The sequence below is a fragment of the Burkholderia sp. BCC1972 genome (assembly GCF_905339605.1).
Taxonomy (GTDB): Bacteria; Pseudomonadota; Gammaproteobacteria; order Burkholderiales; family Burkholderiaceae; genus Burkholderia.
This window is the reverse complement of record NZ_CAJPGH010000010.1, coordinates 195,241-215,070: the sequence shown is the minus strand read 5'-3', so window position 1 is coordinate 215,070 and position 19,830 is coordinate 195,241. Positions and strand designations below refer to the sequence as shown.

Below are 19,830 nucleotides of genomic sequence, written 5' to 3'. Positions count from 1 at the left end.
GGTCGTGCGATTCTACGCGAGCTTAACAAAATGCGCGGTGTGGCGGCAATCGAGTGAGTGTTCTCTTTCTACGGTTTCGGGCGGTTGTCCCGCTGTGTAGATGCATGGGCACTCATAAAATAGTCGCCATAACAAACCAACGAGAAACAAACCATGTCGTTTGAGGCGTTTGCACCGTTTCGCGTGACGGTGCAGGACACCGACATCTTCGGTGTCAAAGGAGGCGCGGGGCCGCCGCTGCTGTTGCTGCACGGCCATCCGCAGACCCACATGATCTGGCATCGCGTTGCCGCGACGCTCGCGAATCATTTCACGGTGATCGCCACCGACCTGCGCGGCTACGGCGCGTCGGGCCGGCCGCCGAGCGACGCGCAGCACCTGCCGTATTCGAAGCGGGCGATGGCGGCCGATCAGGTCGCGGTGATGCGGCATTTCGGCTTCGAGCACTTCCATGTGTGCGCGCACGACCGCGGCGCGCGCGTCGCGCACCGGCTCGCGCTCGATCACGCGGACGCCGTCGAGCGGATGATGCTGCTCGACATCGCGCCGACGCTCGCGATGTACGAGAAAACCGACCGCGCATTCGCGACCGCGTACTTCCACTGGTTCTTCCTGATCCAGCCGGCGCCGCTGCCCGAGACGCTGGTCGGCGCGCATACCGATGCGTACATCGAGCGCGTGATGGGCAACCGGTCGGCCGGGCTCGCGCCGTTCGCGCCCGAAGCGCTCGACGCGTACCGTGCCGCGCTCGCGCAGCCGGGCGCCGTGCATGCGATGTGCGAGGACTACCGCGCATCGGCGACGATCGACCTCGAGCACGACCGTGCGGATCTCGAGCGCGGCAACAAGGTCGCGTGCCCGCTGCGCGTGCTGTGGGGCGAGCACGGGATCGTCGGCCGCTGCTTCGATCCGCTCGACGAATGGCGGCGCGTCGCACGCGACGTCAGCGGCCGCGCGCTCGACTGCGGGCACTACATTCCGGAAGAGGCACCCGTCGCGCTGATCGACGAACTGCTCGCGTTCTTCGAGGCGCGCGACCCGGCCGCATGAGGGGGCGGGCAGGCGGCACGCGCCGCCCGCTGCTCAGCGGTGCGTGTGGTCGTCCTCGACGAGCGGCGGCAGGCGGCGCGGCACCGGCGTCGACTTCACGATCGCGGTGCTCGTCTCCGCGCGCTCGGTCACCTTCGACAGGATGTCGTCGAGGTGCTCGATCGTGCGCAGGTAGAGCCGGCAGATGAAGCAGTCTTCGCCGGTCACCTTGTCGCATTCGACGAATTCCGGAATGCGCCGCAGCAACTCCTCGACCAGGTGCAACTGGCCCGGCAGCGGCTTCACGCGGACGATCGCCTGCAGCGTGTAGCCGAGCGCGCGCGGGTCGAGCTCGACGGTGAACGCGACGATCACGCCCTGCGCTTCGAGCCGCCGCACGCGGTCGGCGGTCGCGGGCGCCGACAGCCCGATCTGCCGCGCAAGTTCGCTGGTGGCGATGCGCGCGTCGTCGGCGAGCGCCGCGAGAATCGCGCGGTCGGTCGCGTCGAGCGACGCGACGGCAGGCGGGGAAAGGCGTTTCGGCATGATCGCTTTGCTTTCGAAGGTGATTCGGCTGATTCACTTCAGTTTAGCCATGGTTGCGGCGAAAGCAAGTTTCTAGAATCGAAGTCATCCACCCTCTGCAACGGAGTTCATGATGGCCTCGAATGAAATGCGCCGCGGTGCCGCCGAGATGGTCGTCGCGATGCTGATGTCCGGCACGATCGGCTGGCTCGTGATGTCGTCGCAGCAGCCGCTGACGAATGTCGTGTTCTTCCGCTGCCTGTTCGGCGCCGCGACGCTCGCGATCGTCTGCGCGGCGTTCGGCTTCCTGCGCCGCGCGTTGTTCTCGCCGCGGATGCTCGCGCTCGCGACGCTCGGCAGCGTCGCGATCGTCGCGAACTGGCTGCTGCTGTTCGCCGCGTATTCGCGCGCGTCGATCTCGATGGCCACCGCCGTCTACAACACGCAGCCGTTCATGCTCGTCGCGCTCGGCGCGATCGTGTTCCGCGAACGGATCACCGCGTCGACGGTGGCGTGGCTCGCGCTCGCGTTCGCCGGGCTCGTGTTCGTGGTGCGCGTCGAGCCGTCCGTGCTCGCGGTGCCCGGCGAATATCTCGAAGGCGTGGCGCTGTCGCTCGGCGCGGCGTTCCTGTACGCGATCTCGTCGATCGTCACGAAGCACCTGAAGGGGACGCCGCCGCATCTGCTCGCGCTGCTGCAGGCCGGCCTCGGCGTCGTGCTGCTCGCGCCGTTCGCGCACTTCGGCACGCTGCCCGCGACGGCCGCGCAATGGCTCGACCTGATCGTGCTCGGGGTCGTCAACACGGGCCTGATGTACGTGCTGCTGTACGGCGCGATCCAGAAGCTGCCGACTGCGATGACGGGCGCGCTGTCATTCGTCTATCCGGTCGTCGCGATCGTCGTCGATCACGTCGCGTTCGGGCAGACGCTCGCGTGGACGCAGGTGTTCGGCGCGCTGCTGATCCTGCTCGCGGCGGCCGGCGTGAACCTCGGCTGGCGCATCGTGCCCGCGCGTCGGGCGGCCGTCGGCAACTGAAACGGTCGTACGATTCGGCGCCGCGGTGCGATGCCGTTGCGGTCCGCCGAACGTGAATGCCGGGAACGACGATTGCGCGCGAAAGCGGCTCGCGCGCAGGCGGAAAAGGCGCTGTAAGAAGTTGTAGGGAAACACCCGATGCGATGCGGCCGCGTCGCTCGTATGATGCGTGCTGTGACGTTGATCACGTTCACAGGATTCCGATCTCGACGCCGTTCGCCCGTGAGGCTGAACGGCTTTTTTTTATGCTTCGCTTCCGGCGAGCAGGCGCCGCCGGGCGTCGAGCCGCGCGAGCAGCGCGCGCCTCGCGTCGTCGTCCGACGCCCGCCATCCCTTGATCTCGTCACGCGTGCGCAGGCAACCCGCACACCAGTCGGTGCGCGGATCGATCCGGCATACGTCGGTGCACGGCGACGCGACCGTCGCGACCGGCACCGCTACCGTCACGTCGCTCATGCGGGCTCCCGCAACGCGACGTCCGCAACCGGCGCGCCCGTCAGCGACACGAGTTCGTCCGGCGACAGGTTGAACACCGCGTGCGGATGGCCGGCCGCGGCCCACAGGCTGTCGAGCGTGAGCAAGTCGGCGTCGATCAGCGTGACGGGTTCGACGAGATGGCCGATCGGGCAGACGCCGCCGATCGCGTAGCCGGTGTTGTCGCGCACGAACTTCGCGTCCGCGCGGCCGACCGCGCCGACCTGCGCGGCCACCTTCTTCTCGTCGACGCGATTGACGCCGCTCGCGATCACCAGCACGGGCGCGCCGTCCGACTGCCGGCGAAACAGGATCGACTTCGCGATCTGCGCGACCGAACAGCCGAGCCCGGCCGCGGCTTCGGCCGACGTCTTGCCGGTTTCGGCGAGCATCACGATGCCGTTCGCATGGCCGCGCTCGCGCAGCAGGAGCGCGACGCGTCGCGCGGAATCGGGGAGGGAATCGAAGGAAGCAGGTGTCGTCATGTTGAGGAATCCGTGAAGTGCCGTGGTCACACGCAGGTCGCGTCGTCGGCCGCGCTTTGTGCCTTGGCGAGCAGTGCACGACCGGCGCGCGACACGTTCGCGCGGCCGATCGCGTTCGAGATGAAGTCGCCGGCGGCGACGACTTGTGCGAGATCGATGCCGGTGTCGATGCCGAGGCCCTGCATCAGGTACAGCACGTCCTCGGTCGCGACGTTGCCGGTCGCGCCCTTCGCGTACGGGCAGCCGCCCAGGCCCGCGACCGACGCGTGGAAGATCTCGATCCCTTCGAACAGCGCCGCGTAGATGTTCGCGAGCGCCTGGCCGTAGGTGTCGTGGAAGTGGCCCGACAGGCGTTCGCGCGGGAACACGCGCGTGACGGCCGCGAGCACTTCGCGCGTACGCTTCGGCGTGCCGACGCCGATCGTGTCGGCGATGTCGATCTCGTCGCAGCCGAGCGCCGCGAAGCGCTCGACGACGTCGACGACCGACGCGACCGGCACCTCGCCCTGGTACGGGCAGCCGAGCGTGCACGACACGCTGCCGCGCAGCCGCAGGCCCGCGTCCTTCGCGGCCTTCGCGACGGGCTCGAAGCGCGCGATGCTCTCGGCGATGCTGCAGTTGATGTTCCGCTGCGAGAACGCCTCGCTCGCCGCGCCGAAGATCACGACTTCGTCAGCGCGTGCGGCGACCGCGTTCTCGAAGCCCTTGAGGTTCGGCGTGAGCACCGAGTACACGGTGCCCGCGCGGCGCTCGATGCCGGCCATCACGTCGGCGCCGTCGGCCATCTGCGGCACCCATTTCGGCGACACGAACGACGCGGCCTCGACATTGCGGAAGCCGGCGCGCGACAGCCGGTCGACGAGCGCGATCTTCACGTCGGTCGGCACGAACGTCTTCTCGTTCTGCAGGCCGTCGCGCGGGCCGACTTCGACGATCTTGACGGCGGTGGGGAACGTCATGGTTGTCTCCTGATTTTTCGGTAGGGCAGAATTCAGTAGCCGCGCGCGTAGTCGACGACGCCGCCGACACGCTCGCCGCGCTCGAACGCGCGGATCTTGCCGGCGATCTGCTCGACGGCTTCCGCGCGCAGCGTCTCGGCCGAGCTGTGCGGCGTGATCGTGATGCGCGGCGCGTGCCAGAACGGATGGTCTGCCGGCAGCGGTTCATGCTGGAACACGTCGAGCGTGGCCGCGGCGATCCGGCCGCTCGCGAGCGCGTCGAGCAGGTCGGCCTCGACGAGATGCGCGCCGCGCGCGACGTTGATGACGTACGCGCCGGGCGCGAGCCGAGCGAATGCGCGCGACGACAGGATGCCGTCGGTGTCGGGCGTGCTCGGCAGCAGGTTGACGAGCACCTTCGCGCCGTCGATGCACGCGTCGAACGCGCCTTCGCCGGCGAAGGTCGTGACGCCGTCGAGCTGCTTCGCGCTGCGGCTGTAGCCGCGCACGGGCAGGCCGAGCGCGGCGAGTGCGCGCGCGACCTGCGCGCCGAGCACGCCGAGGCCGAGCACGGCGACGGTAAAGCTCGCGCGCGGATGCGGTTCGAGCGGCTGCCAGCGGCACTCGCGCTGCAGCGCATCGTATTCGTCGAAGCGGCGCAGGTAGCGCAGCACCGCGTGCGTCACGTATTCGACCATCTGCTGCGCCATGCCCGAATCTTCCAGCCGCAAGAGCGGCACGTGCGCGGGCAGCGTGCCCGGATGCGCGCGCTCGAGCGCGAGCAACGCGTCGACGCCCGCGCCGAGGTTGAAGATCGCGCGCAGGCCGTCGCGCGGTGCGAAGAATTCGCGCGGCGCGCGCCACACGAGCGCGTAGTCGGCGGCGGCCGTGTCGCCCGGCTGCCACGCGCGCAGCTCGGCTTCCGGCAGCGCGTGCGCGATCTCGTCGCGCCATGCGGCGGCTTCCTGGTGCGGGGAGTAGAACAGGATCTTCATTGCGTGATGGCGTGCGCGCCGGCGGGGCGCGTCACGGGCAGGGCGAGCGGGGCCGGGCGCAGCGCGCCGGCGGGCGTAGCGGACATCGTGCGTCTCCTGACGACCGGGCCCGGCGCATCGGCGCCCGGCCCGGCTCGGTGTGAAGCTGGCGGGAAGCCCACATTCTACGGTTTCGCGGCGCATTGCGCCGTCGCGCGGGCTGTCCGCCCGGCGCGCGCGGCCGCCGGGGCGCCGGCCGCGCAAAAGCAAAGCACAAAATATTGGTTCGGCGGCCGCGGCCGCCGCGCCACAATCGAACCTCGTCTTCAAGCAAGCGAGGGCAATCATGAGCGCATGCAGCAAATCGGCGTGGCCGCCGCGGCTCGTCACCGTTCCGGGCCTGCACGGCAGCGAAGGCGCTCACTGGCAAACCTGGCTGGAGCGGCAGTTTCCGCGTTCGCTGCGCGTCGAGCAGGACGACTGGGACGCGCCCGATCTCGCAGGCTGGGCGCACTCGGTGCGCACGCTGCTCGATCGCGAGCGCGGCCCGTTCGTGCTCGCCGCGCACAGCTTCGGCTGCCTCGCGGCCGCGCATGCGCTCACGCAGGGGCCGCATGCGGGCGATGTCGCGGGCGTCCTGTTCGTCGCGCCCGCCAGCCCGAAGAAATTCACGTTCGCCGGGCCGTTCGACGCGCGCCGGCTCGCGGTGCCGTCGATCGTGATCGGCAGCGAGACCGATCCGTGGATGCCGCTCGCCGATGCGCGCGCGCTCGCACAACGCCTGGGCAGCGCGTTCGTGAACCTCGGCGACGCCGGGCACATCAACACGGCAGCCGGCTTCGGACCGTGGCCGCGCGCGAAATACTTCATCGATACGCTGGTGCATTGCGCGGCGCCGCTGCGCTTTCGCGACGCGGACGACGGCTTCGAAACCGCGCTCGTCGACCGCGCGCTGGCGCACGCGGTCTGACGGCGCAGGCCGTCGCGCTTACGACGCGGCGACCGGCTTGACGGCGGCCGGATCCGAATAGCTCGGCCGGCCGTTTTCCACGTGGCCTGCGTAGCGGCGCGAGAACGTGCCGTTCGCGCCGTCGCTGACCGTCACGTCGTACCAGTGGTGGCTCGACGCGAGCGCCCACTGCTCGACCTGCTCGTCGTCGCCGTGCAGCGTCACCTGCCGCGACGGCGCACCGTACGCGTTGTCGGTCAGCGTCAGCGTGACGTGGGCGCCGCCGTGGTTGCGCAGCTTCAGGTACAGGTTCCCGTTCGCGATGTCGTAGCCGGCCTTCACCTCCGGCTGCGCCGGGTTGCGGTGACGCGCGGTCGCGGCCGACACGTTGCCGGAGAACACGCGCACGAAGCCGTTCGGCCCGTATACCGAGAACGCATACACGCCGTTCGTCTCCGTCAGGTCGAAGTCCGCGTGCAGCACGCGGCGCGCGCCGACCGTATAGCGCCACGGCCCGTCGGTGCGGTTCGTCGCGTACACGTGGAAGTGCGCGCCCTGGTTGCCGCGGTTCGCGAACTCGATGCGCAGCTTCGTCCCGCCATAGAGGCTCGCGTTCACGTGCAGCTCGTACGGCAGCGCGCGCGCGGGCCGCACGCCGGGCTCCTGCGGATCGACCGGCGACGGCGTTGCGGGCACGGTCGGCGCGGGCTGCGACGTGCACTGCTGGTCCGCGATCGAGCGGTACTGGCTCGTGTCGGGCAGCGGCGGGAACGATGCATCCGACGAGCGGAAGTCGAACGCGGCGGTGAGGTCGCCGCACACGGTGCGGCGCCACGGCGTGATGTTCGGTTCGTCGATGCCGAAGCGTTCGCCGATGAAGCGGATCACCGACGTGTGGTCGAACACCTGCGAGCACACGTAGCCGCCCTTGGTCCACGGCGACACGACCGTCATCGGCACGCGCGGCCCGAGGCCGTACGGCAGGCCGTCGGCCGTATAGCTGCCGCCGCGGCCCGGGTTCACGACCGTATGCAGCTCGCCGTCGGTCGTCACGGTCGACGCGCCCTGCGCGGTCGACGTCGGCGGCTGCGGCGGCACGATGTGGTCGAAGAAGCCGTCGTTCTCGTCGTACATGATGAACAGCACGGTCTTGCGCCACACGTCCGGGTTCGACGTGAGCGCATCGAGGATCTGCGACGTGTAGTTCGCGCCGTACGCGGGCGTGTATTTCGGATGCTCGGAGAACGCGGCCGGCGGGCACAGCCACGATACCTGCGGCAGCCGGTCGTTGATCACGTCGTCCTTCAGGTTGTCGAGCGTGCGCACCGTCTGCGCGCGCTGGTACAGCGACGAACCGGGCTTCGCGTTGATGAAGTTCGCGAAGTTCTGCAGCACGTTGGTGCCGTAGTTGCCGTTGTACGGATCGTTGCCGGTCGTGCCCTGCTGGTAGATCTGCCACGACACGCCGTGCGCCTCGAGGCGTTCGGGAAAGGTCGTCCACGACAGCAGCTGGTACGCCGGCGGCCCGTCGCCGTCGACGTAGTCGCTGTTGTCGAGCAGCGGGCCGCCGAACTTGCCGGTCGGGTCGACCGTGCCCGTCATCAGGTACGAGCGGTTCGGGTGCGTCGGCCCCGGCAGCGAGCAGAAGTAGTTGTCGCACACGGTGAACGCATCGGCGAGCGCGTAGTGGAACGGGATGTCCTCGCGCACGTGATAGCCCATCGTCATGTCGGTCTTGTTCGCGGGCCACTGGTCGTAGCGGCCGCCGTCGATCGCCGCGTGCGTCTTGTACCACGAGTGGTCGAGATCGCCCACGCACTGCGCGCTCGTCGTCAGCGTGTTCAGCCGGAACGGCAGCACGGGCTTGCCCGGATCGGCCTTCGACGGCTGGTACCACACCGGCTTGCCGTTCGGCAGCGGGATCGGGAAGCGGTCGTTGTAGCCGCGCACGCCGCGCAGGTGTCCGAAGTAATGATCGAACGAGCGGTTTTCCTGCATGAACACGACGATGTGCTCGACATCGCGGATCGTGCCGGTGCCGCGCGCGGCGGGAATCGCGAGCGCGCGGCGGATCGATTCGGGAAAAGCGTTGAGCGCAACGGCGGCGCCCGCGGATTGTGCGACGGTATGCAGGAAACGGCGGCGGCTCGATGACGTCATGTTGTTCACCTCGGTTCTGCGGTCGGGGGGGCGGAAGCGGCGGGATCAGCCCGGCGACGATGCCGCGGCGCTCGACGCGGCCGCGTTCGTTGCGTTCGTCGCAGGCTTCGCGTCGTCGTCGTCATCGGGCGGGTAGTGCACGACGGGCGGCGCGAGCGGTGCGGCATCGGACGCGGCGGTGTTCGCGGCGGCACCGTTGTTGAACGCGCTGGCGGCGCCGGCCGATGCGCCGGCTTGCTGCGAGGCGTCGGTCGCGTGGGCGTCGTGCTGCCCGTCGTCGCTGCAGGCGGCGACGAGAACGGCGGCACAAAGAACGACGACGACGGAAACGCGACGCATGACTTCTCTCCTGGCAGGCTGATCGGGAAACGTTTTCGAGTATGCCGGTGCGATGCGACGTTTCGGTGAATCGTTTGCGTCCGGCATGTGATCGCGAAAGGCTTTCGTCAGGCTGACCAACGGCTTTCGCGTGCGGCGGACCGGCAGCCGGCTGCCGTCGATCGCTGCCGGTCAGCGCCTCGGCGTCCTGCGCCGCACCTCGCTGCGCAGCCAGTCGAGCCACGTGCGGATCGCCGCTTCGTGCGGATGGCCGGGGCGCCACACGACGTAGTGCGCATACACGTCGGTCACGCGCACCGTCGACACGCGCACGAGCGTGCCGTCCGCGAGCTCGGGTTCGATCAGCGAGCGGCGCGCGAGTGCGACGCCGCGGCCTTGCAGTGTCGCGTCGATCAATGCGTTCGCATCGGTGAAGCGCGGTGCGCGCGCGGATTCGGTGAGGTCGAGCCGCGCGGCCTGGAACCACGGCTCCCAGGGCTGCGCGGGATGGCGCAGCAGCGTGGCGCGCACGAGATCGGCCGGCACGCGTGGCGCGATGCCGTCGCGGTTGCGGTACGCGGGGCTCGCGACCGGGAAGATCGTCTCGTTCATCAGCTTTTCGGCGACGACGCCTGGCCAGGTGCCGGGCCCGTAGCGCAGCGCGACGTCGATGCGATCGCGCTTGCGCAGCGGCGCGAGCGCCACGTCCGGGTGCAGCGCGATCGCGATGTGCGGATGCGCGGCCGTGAAGCGCGGCAGGCGCGGCGCGAGCCAGCGCTCGGCGACACTCGGCAGCACGCTGACGTTCAGCGTCACGTCGCAGGTACGCGGGCGGCTGCGTACCGCGAGTGCCGGCTCGAACGCGCGTTCGAGCACGCTCAGGCCCTGGCGCACCTGCAGCGCGAGCGCGTGCGCGGCATGCGTCGGTGTCGCGCCGTTGCGTTCGCGCGTGAAGAGCGGATAGCCGAGCTGCGCCTCGAGCGCGCGGATGTGCTGGCTCACCGCGCCTTGCGTGAGCGCGAGCGCGTCGGCCGCGCGCGTGAAGCTCTGCAGCCGCACGGCGGTCTCGAACGCGCGCAGCGTCTGCAGCGGAGGGAGGTGGATGCGTCGCATGCGGGTATTAGTAACACTAATGTCCGAGCACGACAATTCATCGTTTGTCGCGCACCGGTACCCGTTCCTACACTCGGTTCCGTCTTCCACAGTCCCGTCGGGCCACACACCATGAACGCATATCGTCTCTATCTTTCGCCGGGCGCCTGCTCGCTTGCCGCCCACATCGCGCTGGAGGAAACCGGCGCGCCGTTCGACGTCGAGATCGTCTCGGTGCAGAAGCGGCAGAACCTCGCGGCGCCCTATCTCGCGATCAACGCGAAGGCGCGCGTGCCCGTGCTCGCGATTCCGGGCGAGTCGCGCGTGCTGACCGAAACACCGGCGATCCTCACGTATCTCGCTCGCCGCCATCCGGATGCGCAACTGCTGCCGCCCGGCGATCCGCTGCGCGAGGCGCGGTGTCACGAATGGCTTGCCTGGCTGGTCGGCTGGGTGCACGGCGTCGGTTACGGTGCGTTGTGGCGGCCGGGCCGCTTCATCGACGATCCGGCGCTGCACGGTGCGGTCAGCACGCACGGGCGCGGCACGATCGAAGCGGCGAATGCGTCGATCGAAGCCGCGCTCGCCGACGGCCGCACGTGGGCCGAGCCGGGCGCGCATTCGATCGTCGATCCGTTCCTGTTCGTGCTGTATCGCTGGGGCGCAGCGACCGGACTCGACATGACGCGGCATGCGGCGTGGACGGCCCATGCGCAGCGCGAGGCCGAGCGGCCGGCGGTGCGACGCGCGCTGGCGCGCGAGGCGGCCTGACGGATGTGCGGGTGTCGCGGTGTGTGCCGCGACACCCGCATGAGGCGGGGCGCTGCTATTTCGCGGAGAACAGCGGATAGGTCGCGCAGGCGATCAGCGCGGTCGCGAGCCACACCACGCTCCACGAACTGACCGCGAGCAGCGGCGGAATCGCGAGCGGCGTCGCGAACAGCCCGAGGTAGACGACCGTGTTCGCCATCCCGAGCGCGGTGCCCGCGTGGTTGGCGCCCGCGAGCGTCGCGAGCTCCGTGTACGCGACGCCGTGCCACGCCGACACGCAGATGCCGGCAAGCACGAGAATCGCGACGATCGCGGCGAGCGGCACGTGCGCACTGCCGGCCGTTGCGGCTGCGAGCAGCGCGAACGACCCGGCCGCGACGAATACCGATCCGCGCAGATACGCGCGCCGGTTGCCGTGCCGGTCGGTATGACGGCCGCTCCACACGCGCATCGCCATCGCGCCGATCTGCAGCACGACCATCGCGGCGCTGATGCCGGCGAGGCCGAGCCGGCCGAAGTCGTGCAGGAACACCGTCGCGAACGTGAGCACCGCGAACTGCGGCGTGCACAGCAGGCCGATGCCGACCACGATGCGCCACACGGGGCCGCTCGCGAGCGGATTGCGCGCATGCTGCGCGGACGGCTGCCGCTCGGCGGGGCGATGCGTGGCGAGGTGCGGCGCGGCCGGCTCGGCGGGCGGCTCGTGCAGCCAGCGCCAGGTCAGCGCGGCCGATCCCGCGCACAGCAGCATCAGCGCGCCGAACACCGCGGCGAAGCCGAGATGCGACGCGAGCGACGGCAGCAGCGCCGCGCCGACGCCGCCGCCGAGCGGCACGGCCGTCTGGCGGATGCTCATCGCGAGCCCGCGTTCGCGCTCGCCGAACCAGCGCATCACCGCGCGTCCGCTCGACCCGTTCACGCTGCCGCCGAGCAGGCCGACGCAGCACATCGCCGCGACGACGCGCATCAGCGGCGGTACCGCGTGCGCGGTCGGGACGATCGTGCACACCATCAGCGCGAGCATCGCGGCCGTCGCGACGAGCCCGGTCAGCAGCACGCGGCGATCGCCGAAGCGGTCGGCCGCGATCCCCCACGGCAGCTCGGACAGCGCGACGCCGAAGCCGAGCGCGCCGAGCACGAGGCCGAGCGCGCCGTTGTCGAGGTGATAGGCCGAACGCATCCAGACGGCCGTGGTCGGAATGCCGGCCGCGGCCGCCGAAAAGCTCATGTTCGCGGCGACGCCGGCTGCCAGCACGCGCCAGCGATGGGCCGCGCCGCGCGCGGCGCGGGCGGGCGAGGAGGAAACGATGCACGAGGTATCCATGGCGGCAGGCCCGGTTGGAAATTGACATCCCTAGTCTGGCGGCCTACATTCATCCTGAAAATCGGAAAGTATTTGATGAATCGTTCGATAAAACAGGATGATTGAGATGCCCGGACAAGACATTCCGCGCGGCGGCGAGCCGCTCGCCTGGGCCGATGCCGCGCTGGCGCGGCCCAACTTCGACGTGGCCGCGCTGCGCAGCCTCGTCGCGGGCGTGGATCTCGGCAGCTTCGCGAAGGCGGCCGACCGCGTCGCGCGCTCGTCGTCGGCGGTGAGCGCGCAGATCCGCAAGCTCGAGGAGCAGGCCGGCACGCCGCTGTTCGTGAAGGCCGGGCGCGGGCTCGCGCTGACCGACGCCGGCGACGCGATGCTGCGTTATGCGCGGCGGATGATCGCGCTGAACGACGAAGCTGCGGCGGCCGTGCGCGGCGTGAATCTCGACGGCTGGGTGCGTGTCGGGCTGCAGGAAGATTTCGGCGAGGCGATCCTGCCGGACGTGCTCGGGCGATTCGCGCGTGCGCATCCGAAGGTGAAGATCGAGGCGCGCGTGGCGTGCAATGCCGACCTGTTCGAGCGGCTCGATGCGAACCAGCTCGATCTGGCGCTGGTATGGGGTGATCCTTCGTTGGCCGAGTTCGTGTCGCGGGCGGGGATCGGCAGCGAAACGATCGCGCAGGTGCCGATGCAATGGATCGGTGCGGTGGGCGCCGGTGGATTCGGGGTACCGGAGGGCGACGACGGGGCCGAAGGTGATGCGGATGAAACGAACGGCCGTGTCGAGCGAGCACGCGGCGAGCCGCTGCCGCTCGTCGTGTTCGACCGGCCGTGCCGGTTCTTCGGCACGGCGACCGATGCGCTCGATCGCGCGGGCATGGCGTGGCGCATCGCGTTCACGACGCCCAGCCTCGCCGGGTTATGGGCCGCGGCGGCGGCTGGCCTCGGGCTGACGGTGCGCTCGCACTACGGGCTGCCGGCGTCGGTGCGCGTGCTCGACGCGGCGTCGTGCGGGCTGCCGGCACTGCCGAGCCTGCCGTTGATCCTGCTGCGGCGCACGTCGTCGGCGACACCGACGGTCGACCGGCTCGCGCGGATCGTGACGCAGGCGGTGCGGGAGGCGACGGAGGGGGCGGCGGCGCTGGCGGCATGATATCGATCGGCAAGCGTGCATTCGGCTGGACGTTCGGCCCATTGGTGCAACAGGGTGAATGCCGTAACAATGGTGGGTCACCCAATGGAGCCCATCATGCAAGTTGCCACTGTCCCCGAAGCCACGCTCGACCTGCAAAGGCTGCTCGATGCCGCGATCGCCGGCGAACGTGTCGTGATCACGCAGAACGGCAAGCAGTCGGTCCGGCTCGTACCGCTCAGGCCGATTCATCCGTACGGAGCGCTTGAGGGGGAGATCTGGATCGCCGACGACTTCGATGCGCCGCTCCCCGATGATTTATTGGACGCGTTCGAAGGCAAGTAATGCGACTGCTGTTCGATGCGCATATCTTTCTCTGGATGGTTGCGAATAATCCGAGGCTGAGTGTTCGCGCGCGCAGGTTGATTGATTCCGCGGACGAAGTGTTCATCAGCAGTGCGAGCATCTGGGAAGTGGCCATCAAAGCCGGCAAGGGGAAGCTGGATGTCGATGTGGATCGGCTGGTCGACAAGCTCAAGACGAGTCAATACCGCGAACTGGCCGTTCGGGCGGCGCACGGTGCGGCCGTTCGTCATCTTCCCCTCCACCATGGCGACCCGTTCGACCGATTGCTGGTCGCGCAGGCCTCGTACGAGCCGATGGTGCTCATCACCGCCGACGGCCATCTTGCGCGGTATGGCGCGTCAAGAATCTTGACGGTCTGAAACAGTTTCGGGATCGAATCTCTACGCCGCCGCACCAGCCGACGCGGACGCATCGAGCTCCGCACAGAGCTTATCCAACCGTTCCCGCAACCCTTCGCTCGCCGGCACGAACGGCAGCCGCAACCCGTCCTCGCACCACCCTTGCGCGGCGAGCACGGCCTTCACCGGTGCCGGGTTCGGCTCCGCGAACAGCGCCGCGACGAGCGGCTGCAGCGCGACCGACAGGCGTCGCGCGTCGGCGAGCCGCCCGTCGCGCAACAGCGCATGGATCCGCACATGCCATTCGGGCAGCACGTGCGCGCTGCTCGCGATCGCGCCGTGCGCCCCCGCGCACATCGCCGCGAAGTTCTGGTTGTCGTCGCCGGACAGGATCGTGAGGGGCGTGTCGTGCACGAGCCGGCTCATCCGGTCGAGCGTGCCGCCGCATTCCTTGATGCCGGCGACGCGCGGGTCGCGCGCGAGCGCCTGCAGCGTGTCCAGTTCGACGTTCACGCCGGTGCGGTACGGGATGTTGTAGACGAGCACCGGCAAGTCGGCCGCGTCGACGATCGCCTCGACATGGCGGCGGATGCCGTCCTGCGTCGGCCGCACGTAGACGGGCGGCGTGACGAGCAGCCCGTCGGGTCGCAGCGCGGCAAGTTCGCGTGCGCGCGCGGCCGCGAAGTGCGTCGCGCTCGCGGTCAGCCCGACGACGATCGGCAGTCCGGGCGCCGCGTCGCGCAGCGTCGCGAACACCGCATCCTGTTCGCGGGAGTCGAGCAGCACGCCTTCGCCGGTCGTCGCGCCCGCGACGAAGCCCGCGATGCCTGCGCCCGCGTAGTGACGCGCGAGCCGAGCGAGCGCTGCATGGTCGACTTCGCCGTGGTGAAACGGCGTGATGATCGGCAGCCAGATACCTTCGAAACGTGTGTTCATGCAAAGCCTCATGGTGGAAACGGAGTGGGAAGGAACCGTTCCGCCGGCGGGGTGCCGGAGCGAGGCGTGCATGCAAGGAGAAAGAAACGACCTGCGGGCATCCCGTCCGGCATTCGCCTGACGGGACGCGACGTCCCCGTCAGTCGAGGAGTCGTTTTTTCAGTTTCAGCCCGGCCGCGCGCGTACCTGCCGCGACGGCGGCAAGGATCGAAAGCGAGCGCAGGGTAGCGGACATGGACGAACCGTGAGTGGGCTGAGCGGCGATCTTAACACCGGATCGGCGGCGCGCGCGAGCGTCGGCCGGCGTTTAGCAGGATTCGAGATTTGCTTTCCACGACTGATTGGAAAGACCGCCGCGCCCGGCCGCTAGAATGCCCGCTTACGTTTCGATGACAGCGCGTACGCGTGCCGTCACGCACATTCACCACCACTGGAAACGGGGCACATCACGATGGCAAGCATCAAGGGGATCGGCCGCTGGCTGCACACGGGCGCGGCGGCGGCGCTGGTCGTGGCGGCGACGGCCGCGCACGCGGACACGTCGATCCTGAACGTGTCGTACGACGTGACGCGCGAGCTGTACAAGGACATCAACACGAGCTTTGCCGCCGCGTACAAGCAGAAGGCCGGCGAGACCGTCACGATCAAGCAGTCGCACGGCGCGTCGAGCGCGCAGGCGCTGTCGGTGCTGCAGGGGCTGCAGGCCGACGTCGTGACGATGAACCAGCCGAACGACATCGACCTGCTCGCCGAGCGCGGGCAACTGCTGCCGAAGGACTGGCGCGCGCGCTTCCCGGACAACAGCTCGCCGTATTCCACGACGATGGTGTTCCTCGTGCGCAAGGGCAATCCGAAGGCGATCAAGGATTGGAGCGATCTCGCCAAGCCGGGCGTCCAGGTGATCATCGCGAACCCGAAGACGTCGGGCAACGGCCGCTACGCGTATCTTGCCGCGTGGGGCTTCCAGAAGCAGAAGGGCGCGACCGACCAGCAGGCGCTCGACTTCGAGAAGGCGATCTTCCGCAACGTGCCGGTGCTCGACTCGGGCGGCCGCGGCGCGACGACGACGTTCACGCAGCGCGGCATCGGCGACGTGCTCGTCACGTTCGAGAACGAAGTCGCGCTGATGGACACCGGCGCATCGGGCGCGCAGTTCGACGCCGTGTATCCGTCGGCGAGCATCCTCGCGGAGCCGCCCGTCGCCGTCGTCGACAAGGTCGTCGACAAGAAAGGCACGCGCAAGGTCGCGCAGGCCTATCTCGACTACCTGTACACGCCGGAAGCGCAGGAGATCATCGCGCAGCACCATCTGCGCCCGCGCGACGCGAACGTGCTGAAGAAGCATGCGGCCGAGTTCAAGGCGCTGAAGACGTTCAGCGTCGAGCAGGTTTTCGGCAGCTGGGCGAACGCGCAAAAGACGCATTTCGCCGACGGCGGCACGTTCGACCAGGTGATCGTCGACCGGAAGTAAGCACGGCGCGCATCGCGCGCGGCCCACACGACGACATCGCAGCCGGCTGCACACGCAGCCGGTTTTTTTCGGCATCGCGCGGCGGACTTCCGTTTCGCGACGGCACGCATTCCCGACCGCCGCCGCGCATGCTACGCTCATCGCCTCCCTGCAACCGGCGCCGCGCGATGACCGTCGATTCGTCCTCCCCAGCCCCCCGCGGCCGTGGCCGCAAGATCTGGTCGGGCACCCGCCCGGTGATCGCATACGGGATGCCGCCGCTCGGCTGGCGCGATTTCTACCATCGCGCGCTGACGGTGAGCTGGCCCGTGTTCTTCCTGTCGCTCGCGGTGCTGTTCCTGCTGCTCAACGGCGGCTTCGCGACGCTCTACCTGCTCGGCCATGCGCCGATCGCGAACCAGTCGCCGGCCGGCTTCGGCGGTGCGTTCTTCTTCAGCGTCGAGACGCTCGCGACCGTCGGCTACGGCGACATGCATCCGCAGACCGTCTATGCGCACCTCGTCGCGACGTTCGAGATCTTCGTCGGGATGTCGAGCATCGCATTGGCCACGGGGCTCGTGTTCGCGCGCTTCTCGCGGCCGCAGGCGAAGATCCTGTTCGCGCGCAACGCGATCGTGCGGCCGCTGAACGGCAGGATGACGCTGATGGTGCGCGCCGCGAATGCGCGCCAGAACGTGATTGCCGAGGCGCAGGCGAAGTTGCGGCTGATGCGCATCGAAGGCACGCACGAGGGCTACTCGCTGCGCAAGATCCACGACCTGCCGCTCGTGCGCAGCGAGCACCCGATCTTCCTGCTCGGCTGGAACCTGATGCACGTGATCGACGAGTCGAGCGCGCTGTTCGGCGAGACGCCCGAATCGCTTGCCGCGCGCGACGCGTCGTTGCTGATCACGATCGAGGGCTCGGACGAAACGACCGCGCAGGTCATGCAGGCGCGTCATTCGTGGGCGCATGACGAGATCCGCTGGCGTCACCGCTATGTCGACCTGATGCACGACGAGGACGGCATCACGCACATCGACTACACGTATTTTCATGAAGTCGTGCCGATCGACGTCGACACCGACGAGCGTGGGTCGCCCGGCGTGGTGGTCGAAGCGGGCGCGTCGGCGCAGGGTCCGGGCGCGCAGGCGTGAGCGAGGGGCCGGCCTCTCGCGCGTCACGCGTGCAGCAATCGCGCCGCTTCGCGTTGTTCGATCGCAACGGCGCGACGAAACGCGTCGCGATCCTCGGCGCGTGCGACGTAGTCGCCGAGCACGCCTTCGTGCGGCAGCAGATGCGCGTCGAACGCGATCTTCAGCGTGCTGGCGAGCAGCAGGTCGGCCGCGGTGAAGCGATCGCCGACGAGCCACGGGTGATGGGCGAGCGCTTGCGCGAGTGCGCGTTGCACACGCGTGATGTTGCCCCAGCCGAACGCGACCGGATTGCCCGACGCGCCGGTGAATTTCTCGGCCATCGCCGGTTCGAGGCAGGTCGGCGTGAAGAACATCCATTGGAGGAAACGGCCGCGCAGCGGATCGTCGGGCGCGATGCCGAGCCCGGCGCCCGGGCAGCGGTCGGCGAGGTAGAGCAGCACGGCACCCGATTCGGCGAACGGCGCGCTGCCGTCGTCGAGCGCGGGCAGCTTGGCCATCGGGTTGACCTGCACGAATGCGTCGCTGCCCTGTTCGTGCGAGCGCAGGTCGATCGGCACGAGTTCGTACACCACGCCGGTTTCCTCGAGCATCCACAACGCCCGGAATGCCCGGGTCTTCGGCCAGTAGTAGAGCTTCATCGCGCCTCCGCGTTTGGGTGCCGGTGTCGGTCAGGTCGATGCTCAAGCGTACCCGAGCGCAGGAGGTTCGGACAGGGGCGGCGAGGGGTGCCCGGCCAAGGGCGGTACGGCTGAGCGAGTCTGTTGGCGGCGTTGTGTGTCGAGCGTGAATCGGGCGGAAAATCCGGCAAAGCCCGGTGGGATAAGGAGGTTTTGGAATAACTAGTTATATGAAGACTAGTTATGAAGATCGACAAAAATCATGGTGGAAAATGACATCGCCCCCCATGGACGCCGCGCCCCCCGCAGCCTCCTGACACATGACCTCGCAGGCATTCGGCCACGACCGCCAAAGCATCGCGAAACACGGACATCACTGGAGACAAGTCACGCATGGCAAACGACGATCGCACCACGATCATTTCGCGGAGAACACCGGAATCGGCGGCCATGGTGGCCGAGGTCAAGCGCGCGATGGCGATCACCGCGCGGCTCAACCGTCTGACGTTCGACGATGCAGGCGAGGTTCGTGCATTGTTCGGAGAACTGATCGGCACGCAGGTCGACGACGGCTTCGTGCTGATCCCGCCGTTTCACGCGACGGGTGGCACCGGCATGAAGCTCGGGCGCAACGTGTTCGTCAACCAGAACTGCACGTTCTACGACCTGGGCGGACTCGAGATCGGCGACGACGTGATGATCGGCCCGAACGTCAGCCTGATCACGTCCGGTCATCCGATCGAGCCTTCGCGGCGGCGCGACGGCGTCGTCGCGAAGCCGATCGTGATCGGACGGAACGTGTGGATCGGCGCCGGCGCGACGATCATCGGTGGCGTGACGGTCGGCGAGAATTCGGTCGTCGCGGCCGCGGCGGTCGTCACGCGCGACGTTCCGCCGAATACGCTGGTCGGCGGCAATCCGGCAGCGGTCATCCGGTCGATTGCCGAATGACATTGCCCGGGCGCGCGTGCCGGCGCGATCGCGCATCGATGTGCGGATGTGGACAACCCGCTAGACGACGACTCGAAACGCTGTGCATTTGAACGGTGAGGGTGCCGCCGAGGCAGTCCGGACAAGCCTTTGCGGGTGTCCCCGGTTGCGGTGCACCGAGGCGTTCGCCGATGTGCGCATGGCGATCCCGTCGCGCAACCGGTTGTGGATATCCTCGCTCCGAAACGACTCGGCGCGCTGTGGATTTCACCGGTGAGGATCGCCTGATGTCGCGCAATACGTGAAGAAGGGTGTGGACAACTCGCTCCGAGACCAAGCGAAATGCTGTGAAATCCAACGGTGAGTGTCGAAGCCGATCGCGCGACGCGCCAGTTCCAGCAAGGCTCGCCGGCCTTTGCCGTGATTCGGCGCGCCGCGCATTCTGACGGAATGCAAGAATGCGCGACCGAGCCCGATGTGCGTCGCGACGCCGATATCCGGGTCCGGATCGCGATCGAGCGGGCGTGCATTCTAACGGCAAGCGCGGGCACGTGGTCCGGAACGTGCGAATTTCGTCGCGCATTCGCGATCTCCCAAGCGACTCGACGCGCTGTGGAATTCAACGGTGAGTATCCGCGCATCATTGGCCGGCAGCCCGTCCGGGCGCGGCCGTCCGGCTGATGACGTCGCCTGGAGCACGTGCCGTGTCAGGCGCACCGTGCGCATTTCAGTGTGGATATCCGCCCGCCGAAACGACTCGCGGCACTGTGTTTTTCGACGGTGAGTGTCAGCGTCCGATCGGGTGACCAGCCGCCTCCGGCATGGATTGCCGCGT

General features: G+C 68.7%; 22 protein-coding genes. 11 read left to right on the top strand and 11 right to left on the bottom strand.

What is annotated here, in order from left to right:
- Positions 1–153: 153 nt before the first annotated feature.
- Positions 154–1,050: an alpha/beta fold hydrolase gene (locus U5798_RS17060; RefSeq protein ID WP_124452344.1), complete on the top strand. Its 897-nt coding sequence runs from the start codon at positions 154–156 to the stop codon at positions 1,048–1,050.
- A 33-nt stretch (positions 1,051–1,083) separates the two neighbouring features.
- On the opposite strand, the gene U5798_RS17055 is transcribed toward U5798_RS17060, so the two are convergent.
- The gene (locus U5798_RS17055; protein WP_322082713.1) at positions 1,084–1,575 is read right to left on the bottom strand and encodes an Lrp/AsnC family transcriptional regulator; all 492 of its coding nucleotides are present in this window, start codon (positions 1,573–1,575) and stop codon (positions 1,084–1,086) included.
- A gap of 112 nt (positions 1,576–1,687) precedes the next feature.
- Here U5798_RS17055 and U5798_RS17050 point away from each other — a divergent pair, with 112 nt between their 5' ends.
- Positions 1,688–2,590, top strand: coding sequence for a DMT family transporter (locus U5798_RS17050; RefSeq protein ID WP_124452340.1), 903 nt, complete (start codon positions 1,688–1,690; stop codon positions 2,588–2,590).
- Positions 2,591–2,833: 243 nt separating this feature from the next.
- Here U5798_RS17050 and U5798_RS17045 read toward each other — a convergent pair whose 3' ends face one another.
- Genes U5798_RS17045 through U5798_RS17030 form a run of 4 tightly spaced genes read right to left on the bottom strand, consistent with a single transcriptional unit; the run spans position 2,834 to position 5,482 of the window.
- Positions 2,834–3,046 (bottom strand): DUF1289 domain-containing protein, encoded by a 213-nt coding sequence (locus U5798_RS17045; protein WP_124452338.1) that lies wholly within the window; start codon positions 3,044–3,046, stop codon positions 2,834–2,836.
- A complete protein-coding gene (locus U5798_RS17040; RefSeq protein ID WP_124452336.1) occupies positions 3,043–3,549 on the bottom strand; it encodes a YbaK/EbsC family protein in 507 nt (168 codons plus the stop codon). The genes U5798_RS17045 and U5798_RS17040 overlap by 4 nt, the downstream gene beginning before the upstream one ends.
- A gap of 26 nt (positions 3,550–3,575) precedes the next feature.
- On the bottom strand, positions 3,576–4,508 hold the full coding sequence (locus U5798_RS17035; protein WP_124452334.1) for a hydroxymethylglutaryl-CoA lyase: 933 nt from the start codon (positions 4,506–4,508) through the stop codon (positions 3,576–3,578).
- 32 nt (positions 4,509–4,540) lie between these two features.
- Complete coding sequence (locus U5798_RS17030; protein ID WP_322082712.1) at positions 4,541–5,482, bottom strand: glyoxylate/hydroxypyruvate reductase A; 942 nt, start codon at positions 5,480–5,482, stop codon at positions 4,541–4,543.
- A gap of 325 nt (positions 5,483–5,807) precedes the next feature.
- Here U5798_RS17030 and U5798_RS17025 point away from each other — a divergent pair, with 325 nt between their 5' ends.
- Positions 5,808–6,431 (top strand): RBBP9/YdeN family alpha/beta hydrolase, encoded by a 624-nt coding sequence (locus U5798_RS17025; protein WP_124452330.1) that lies wholly within the window; start codon positions 5,808–5,810, stop codon positions 6,429–6,431.
- 18 nt (positions 6,432–6,449) lie between these two features.
- Here the strand turns inward: U5798_RS17025 and U5798_RS17020 are convergent, their stop codons facing one another.
- The 3 genes from U5798_RS17020 to U5798_RS17010 all read right to left on the bottom strand — a co-directional run bounded on the left by U5798_RS17020 (position 6,450) and on the right by U5798_RS17010 (position 10,001).
- Positions 6,450–8,570, bottom strand: coding sequence for a phosphocholine-specific phospholipase C (locus U5798_RS17020; RefSeq protein ID WP_322082711.1), 2,121 nt, complete (start codon positions 8,568–8,570; stop codon positions 6,450–6,452).
- Between the two features lie 45 nt (positions 8,571–8,615).
- Positions 8,616–8,909 (bottom strand): hypothetical protein, encoded by a 294-nt coding sequence (locus tag U5798_RS17015; protein WP_322082710.1) that lies wholly within the window; start codon positions 8,907–8,909, stop codon positions 8,616–8,618.
- Positions 8,910–9,080: 171 nt separating this feature from the next.
- Positions 9,081–10,001 (bottom strand): LysR substrate-binding domain-containing protein, encoded by a 921-nt coding sequence (locus tag U5798_RS17010; RefSeq protein WP_124452324.1) that lies wholly within the window; start codon positions 9,999–10,001, stop codon positions 9,081–9,083.
- A 111-nt stretch (positions 10,002–10,112) separates the two neighbouring features.
- Here U5798_RS17010 and U5798_RS17005 point away from each other — a divergent pair, with 111 nt between their 5' ends.
- The gene (locus U5798_RS17005; RefSeq protein ID WP_322082709.1) at positions 10,113–10,751 is read left to right on the top strand and encodes a glutathione S-transferase family protein; all 639 of its coding nucleotides are present in this window, start codon (positions 10,113–10,115) and stop codon (positions 10,749–10,751) included.
- Between the two features lie 55 nt (positions 10,752–10,806).
- On the opposite strand, the gene U5798_RS17000 is transcribed toward U5798_RS17005, so the two are convergent.
- Positions 10,807–12,075, bottom strand: a complete 1,269-nt coding sequence (locus U5798_RS17000; RefSeq protein ID WP_322082708.1) for an MFS transporter — start codon at positions 12,073–12,075, stop codon at positions 10,807–10,809.
- Positions 12,076–12,181: 106 nt separating this feature from the next.
- On the opposite strand from U5798_RS17000, the gene U5798_RS16995 reads away from it, so the two are divergent.
- The 3 genes from U5798_RS16995 (at position 12,182) to U5798_RS16985 (ending at position 13,926) form a co-directional block, all read left to right on the top strand.
- Positions 12,182–13,222 carry a LysR substrate-binding domain-containing protein gene (locus U5798_RS16995; protein WP_322082707.1) on the top strand — a complete coding sequence of 347 codons (1,041 nt, stop codon included), beginning with the start codon at positions 12,182–12,184 and terminating at the stop codon, positions 13,220–13,222.
- Between the two features lie 96 nt (positions 13,223–13,318).
- Positions 13,319–13,546, top strand: coding sequence for a type II toxin-antitoxin system Phd/YefM family antitoxin (locus U5798_RS16990; protein WP_226117021.1), 228 nt, complete (start codon positions 13,319–13,321; stop codon positions 13,544–13,546).
- The gene (locus tag U5798_RS16985; RefSeq protein ID WP_322082706.1) at positions 13,546–13,926 is read left to right on the top strand and encodes a type II toxin-antitoxin system VapC family toxin; all 381 of its coding nucleotides are present in this window, start codon (positions 13,546–13,548) and stop codon (positions 13,924–13,926) included. The genes U5798_RS16990 and U5798_RS16985 overlap by 1 nt, the downstream gene beginning before the upstream one ends.
- Before the next feature lie 21 nt (positions 13,927–13,947).
- Here U5798_RS16985 and dapA read toward each other — a convergent pair whose 3' ends face one another.
- Entirely contained in the window at positions 13,948–14,841 is an 894-nt protein-coding gene (gene dapA, locus U5798_RS16980) for a 4-hydroxy-tetrahydrodipicolinate synthase (RefSeq protein WP_124452311.1), read from the bottom strand.
- Positions 14,842–15,292: 451 nt separating this feature from the next.
- Between dapA and U5798_RS16975 the strand changes: the two genes are divergently transcribed.
- Positions 15,293–16,312 carry a sulfate ABC transporter substrate-binding protein gene (locus U5798_RS16975; protein WP_124452309.1) on the top strand — a complete coding sequence of 340 codons (1,020 nt, stop codon included), beginning with the start codon at positions 15,293–15,295 and terminating at the stop codon, positions 16,310–16,312.
- A gap of 167 nt (positions 16,313–16,479) precedes the next feature.
- On the top strand, positions 16,480–17,448 hold the full coding sequence (locus U5798_RS16970; protein ID WP_124452307.1) for an ion channel: 969 nt from the start codon (positions 16,480–16,482) through the stop codon (positions 17,446–17,448).
- 23 nt (positions 17,449–17,471) lie between these two features.
- On the opposite strand, the gene U5798_RS16965 is transcribed toward U5798_RS16970, so the two are convergent.
- Entirely contained in the window at positions 17,472–18,086 is a 615-nt protein-coding gene (locus U5798_RS16965) for a glutathione S-transferase family protein (protein WP_322082705.1), read from the bottom strand.
- 372 nt (positions 18,087–18,458) lie between these two features.
- Here U5798_RS16965 and U5798_RS16960 point away from each other — a divergent pair, with 372 nt between their 5' ends.
- Positions 18,459–19,016 (top strand): DapH/DapD/GlmU-related protein, encoded by a 558-nt coding sequence (locus U5798_RS16960; protein WP_322082704.1) that lies wholly within the window; start codon positions 18,459–18,461, stop codon positions 19,014–19,016.
- A gap of 339 nt (positions 19,017–19,355) precedes the next feature.
- Entirely contained in the window at positions 19,356–19,676 is a 321-nt protein-coding gene (locus U5798_RS16955; protein WP_124452301.1) for a hypothetical protein, read from the top strand.
- Positions 19,677–19,830: the final 154 nt, after the last annotated feature.

What these genes read in the sequence shown, in the direction of transcription:
- dapA (WP_124452311.1), bottom strand. Translation starts at nt 14,841, where the DNA reads ATGAACACACGTTTCGAAGGTATCTGGCTGCCGATCATCACGCCGTTT.
- U5798_RS17010 (WP_124452324.1), bottom strand. Translation starts at nt 10,001, where the DNA reads ATGCGACGCATCCACCTCCCTCCGCTGCAGACGCTGCGCGCGTTCGAG.
- U5798_RS17025 (WP_124452330.1), top strand. Translation starts at nt 5,808, where the DNA reads ATGAGCGCATGCAGCAAATCGGCGTGGCCGCCGCGGCTCGTCACCGTT.
- U5798_RS17040 (WP_124452336.1), bottom strand. Translation starts at nt 3,549, where the DNA reads ATGACGACACCTGCTTCCTTCGATTCCCTCCCCGATTCCGCGCGACGC.
- U5798_RS16990 (WP_226117021.1), top strand. Translation starts at nt 13,319, where the DNA reads ATGCAAGTTGCCACTGTCCCCGAAGCCACGCTCGACCTGCAAAGGCTG.
- U5798_RS17020 (WP_322082711.1), bottom strand. Translation starts at nt 8,570, where the DNA reads ATGACGTCATCGAGCCGCCGCCGTTTCCTGCATACCGTCGCACAATCC.
- U5798_RS16985 (WP_322082706.1), top strand. Translation starts at nt 13,546, where the DNA reads ATGCGACTGCTGTTCGATGCGCATATCTTTCTCTGGATGGTTGCGAAT.
- U5798_RS17050 (WP_124452340.1), top strand. Translation starts at nt 1,688, where the DNA reads ATGGCCTCGAATGAAATGCGCCGCGGTGCCGCCGAGATGGTCGTCGCG.
- U5798_RS16970 (WP_124452307.1), top strand. Translation starts at nt 16,480, where the DNA reads ATGACCGTCGATTCGTCCTCCCCAGCCCCCCGCGGCCGTGGCCGCAAG.
- U5798_RS17035 (WP_124452334.1), bottom strand. Translation starts at nt 4,508, where the DNA reads ATGACGTTCCCCACCGCCGTCAAGATCGTCGAAGTCGGCCCGCGCGAC.
- U5798_RS16960 (WP_322082704.1), top strand. Translation starts at nt 18,459, where the DNA reads ATGGCAAACGACGATCGCACCACGATCATTTCGCGGAGAACACCGGAA.
- U5798_RS16975 (WP_124452309.1), top strand. Translation starts at nt 15,293, where the DNA reads ATGGCAAGCATCAAGGGGATCGGCCGCTGGCTGCACACGGGCGCGGCG.
- U5798_RS16965 (WP_322082705.1), bottom strand. Translation starts at nt 18,086, where the DNA reads ATGAAGCTCTACTACTGGCCGAAGACCCGGGCATTCCGGGCGTTGTGG.
- U5798_RS17000 (WP_322082708.1), bottom strand. Translation starts at nt 12,075, where the DNA reads ATGGATACCTCGTGCATCGTTTCCTCCTCGCCCGCCCGCGCCGCGCGC.
- U5798_RS17005 (WP_322082709.1), top strand. Translation starts at nt 10,113, where the DNA reads ATGAACGCATATCGTCTCTATCTTTCGCCGGGCGCCTGCTCGCTTGCC.
- U5798_RS17030 (WP_322082712.1), bottom strand. Translation starts at nt 5,482, where the DNA reads ATGAAGATCCTGTTCTACTCCCCGCACCAGGAAGCCGCCGCATGGCGC.
- U5798_RS17055 (WP_322082713.1), bottom strand. Translation starts at nt 1,575, where the DNA reads ATGCCGAAACGCCTTTCCCCGCCTGCCGTCGCGTCGCTCGACGCGACC.
- U5798_RS17060 (WP_124452344.1), top strand. Translation starts at nt 154, where the DNA reads ATGTCGTTTGAGGCGTTTGCACCGTTTCGCGTGACGGTGCAGGACACC.
- U5798_RS17045 (WP_124452338.1), bottom strand. Translation starts at nt 3,046, where the DNA reads ATGAGCGACGTGACGGTAGCGGTGCCGGTCGCGACGGTCGCGTCGCCG.
- U5798_RS17015 (WP_322082710.1), bottom strand. Translation starts at nt 8,909, where the DNA reads ATGCGTCGCGTTTCCGTCGTCGTCGTTCTTTGTGCCGCCGTTCTCGTC.
- U5798_RS16995 (WP_322082707.1), top strand. Translation starts at nt 12,182, where the DNA reads ATGCCCGGACAAGACATTCCGCGCGGCGGCGAGCCGCTCGCCTGGGCC.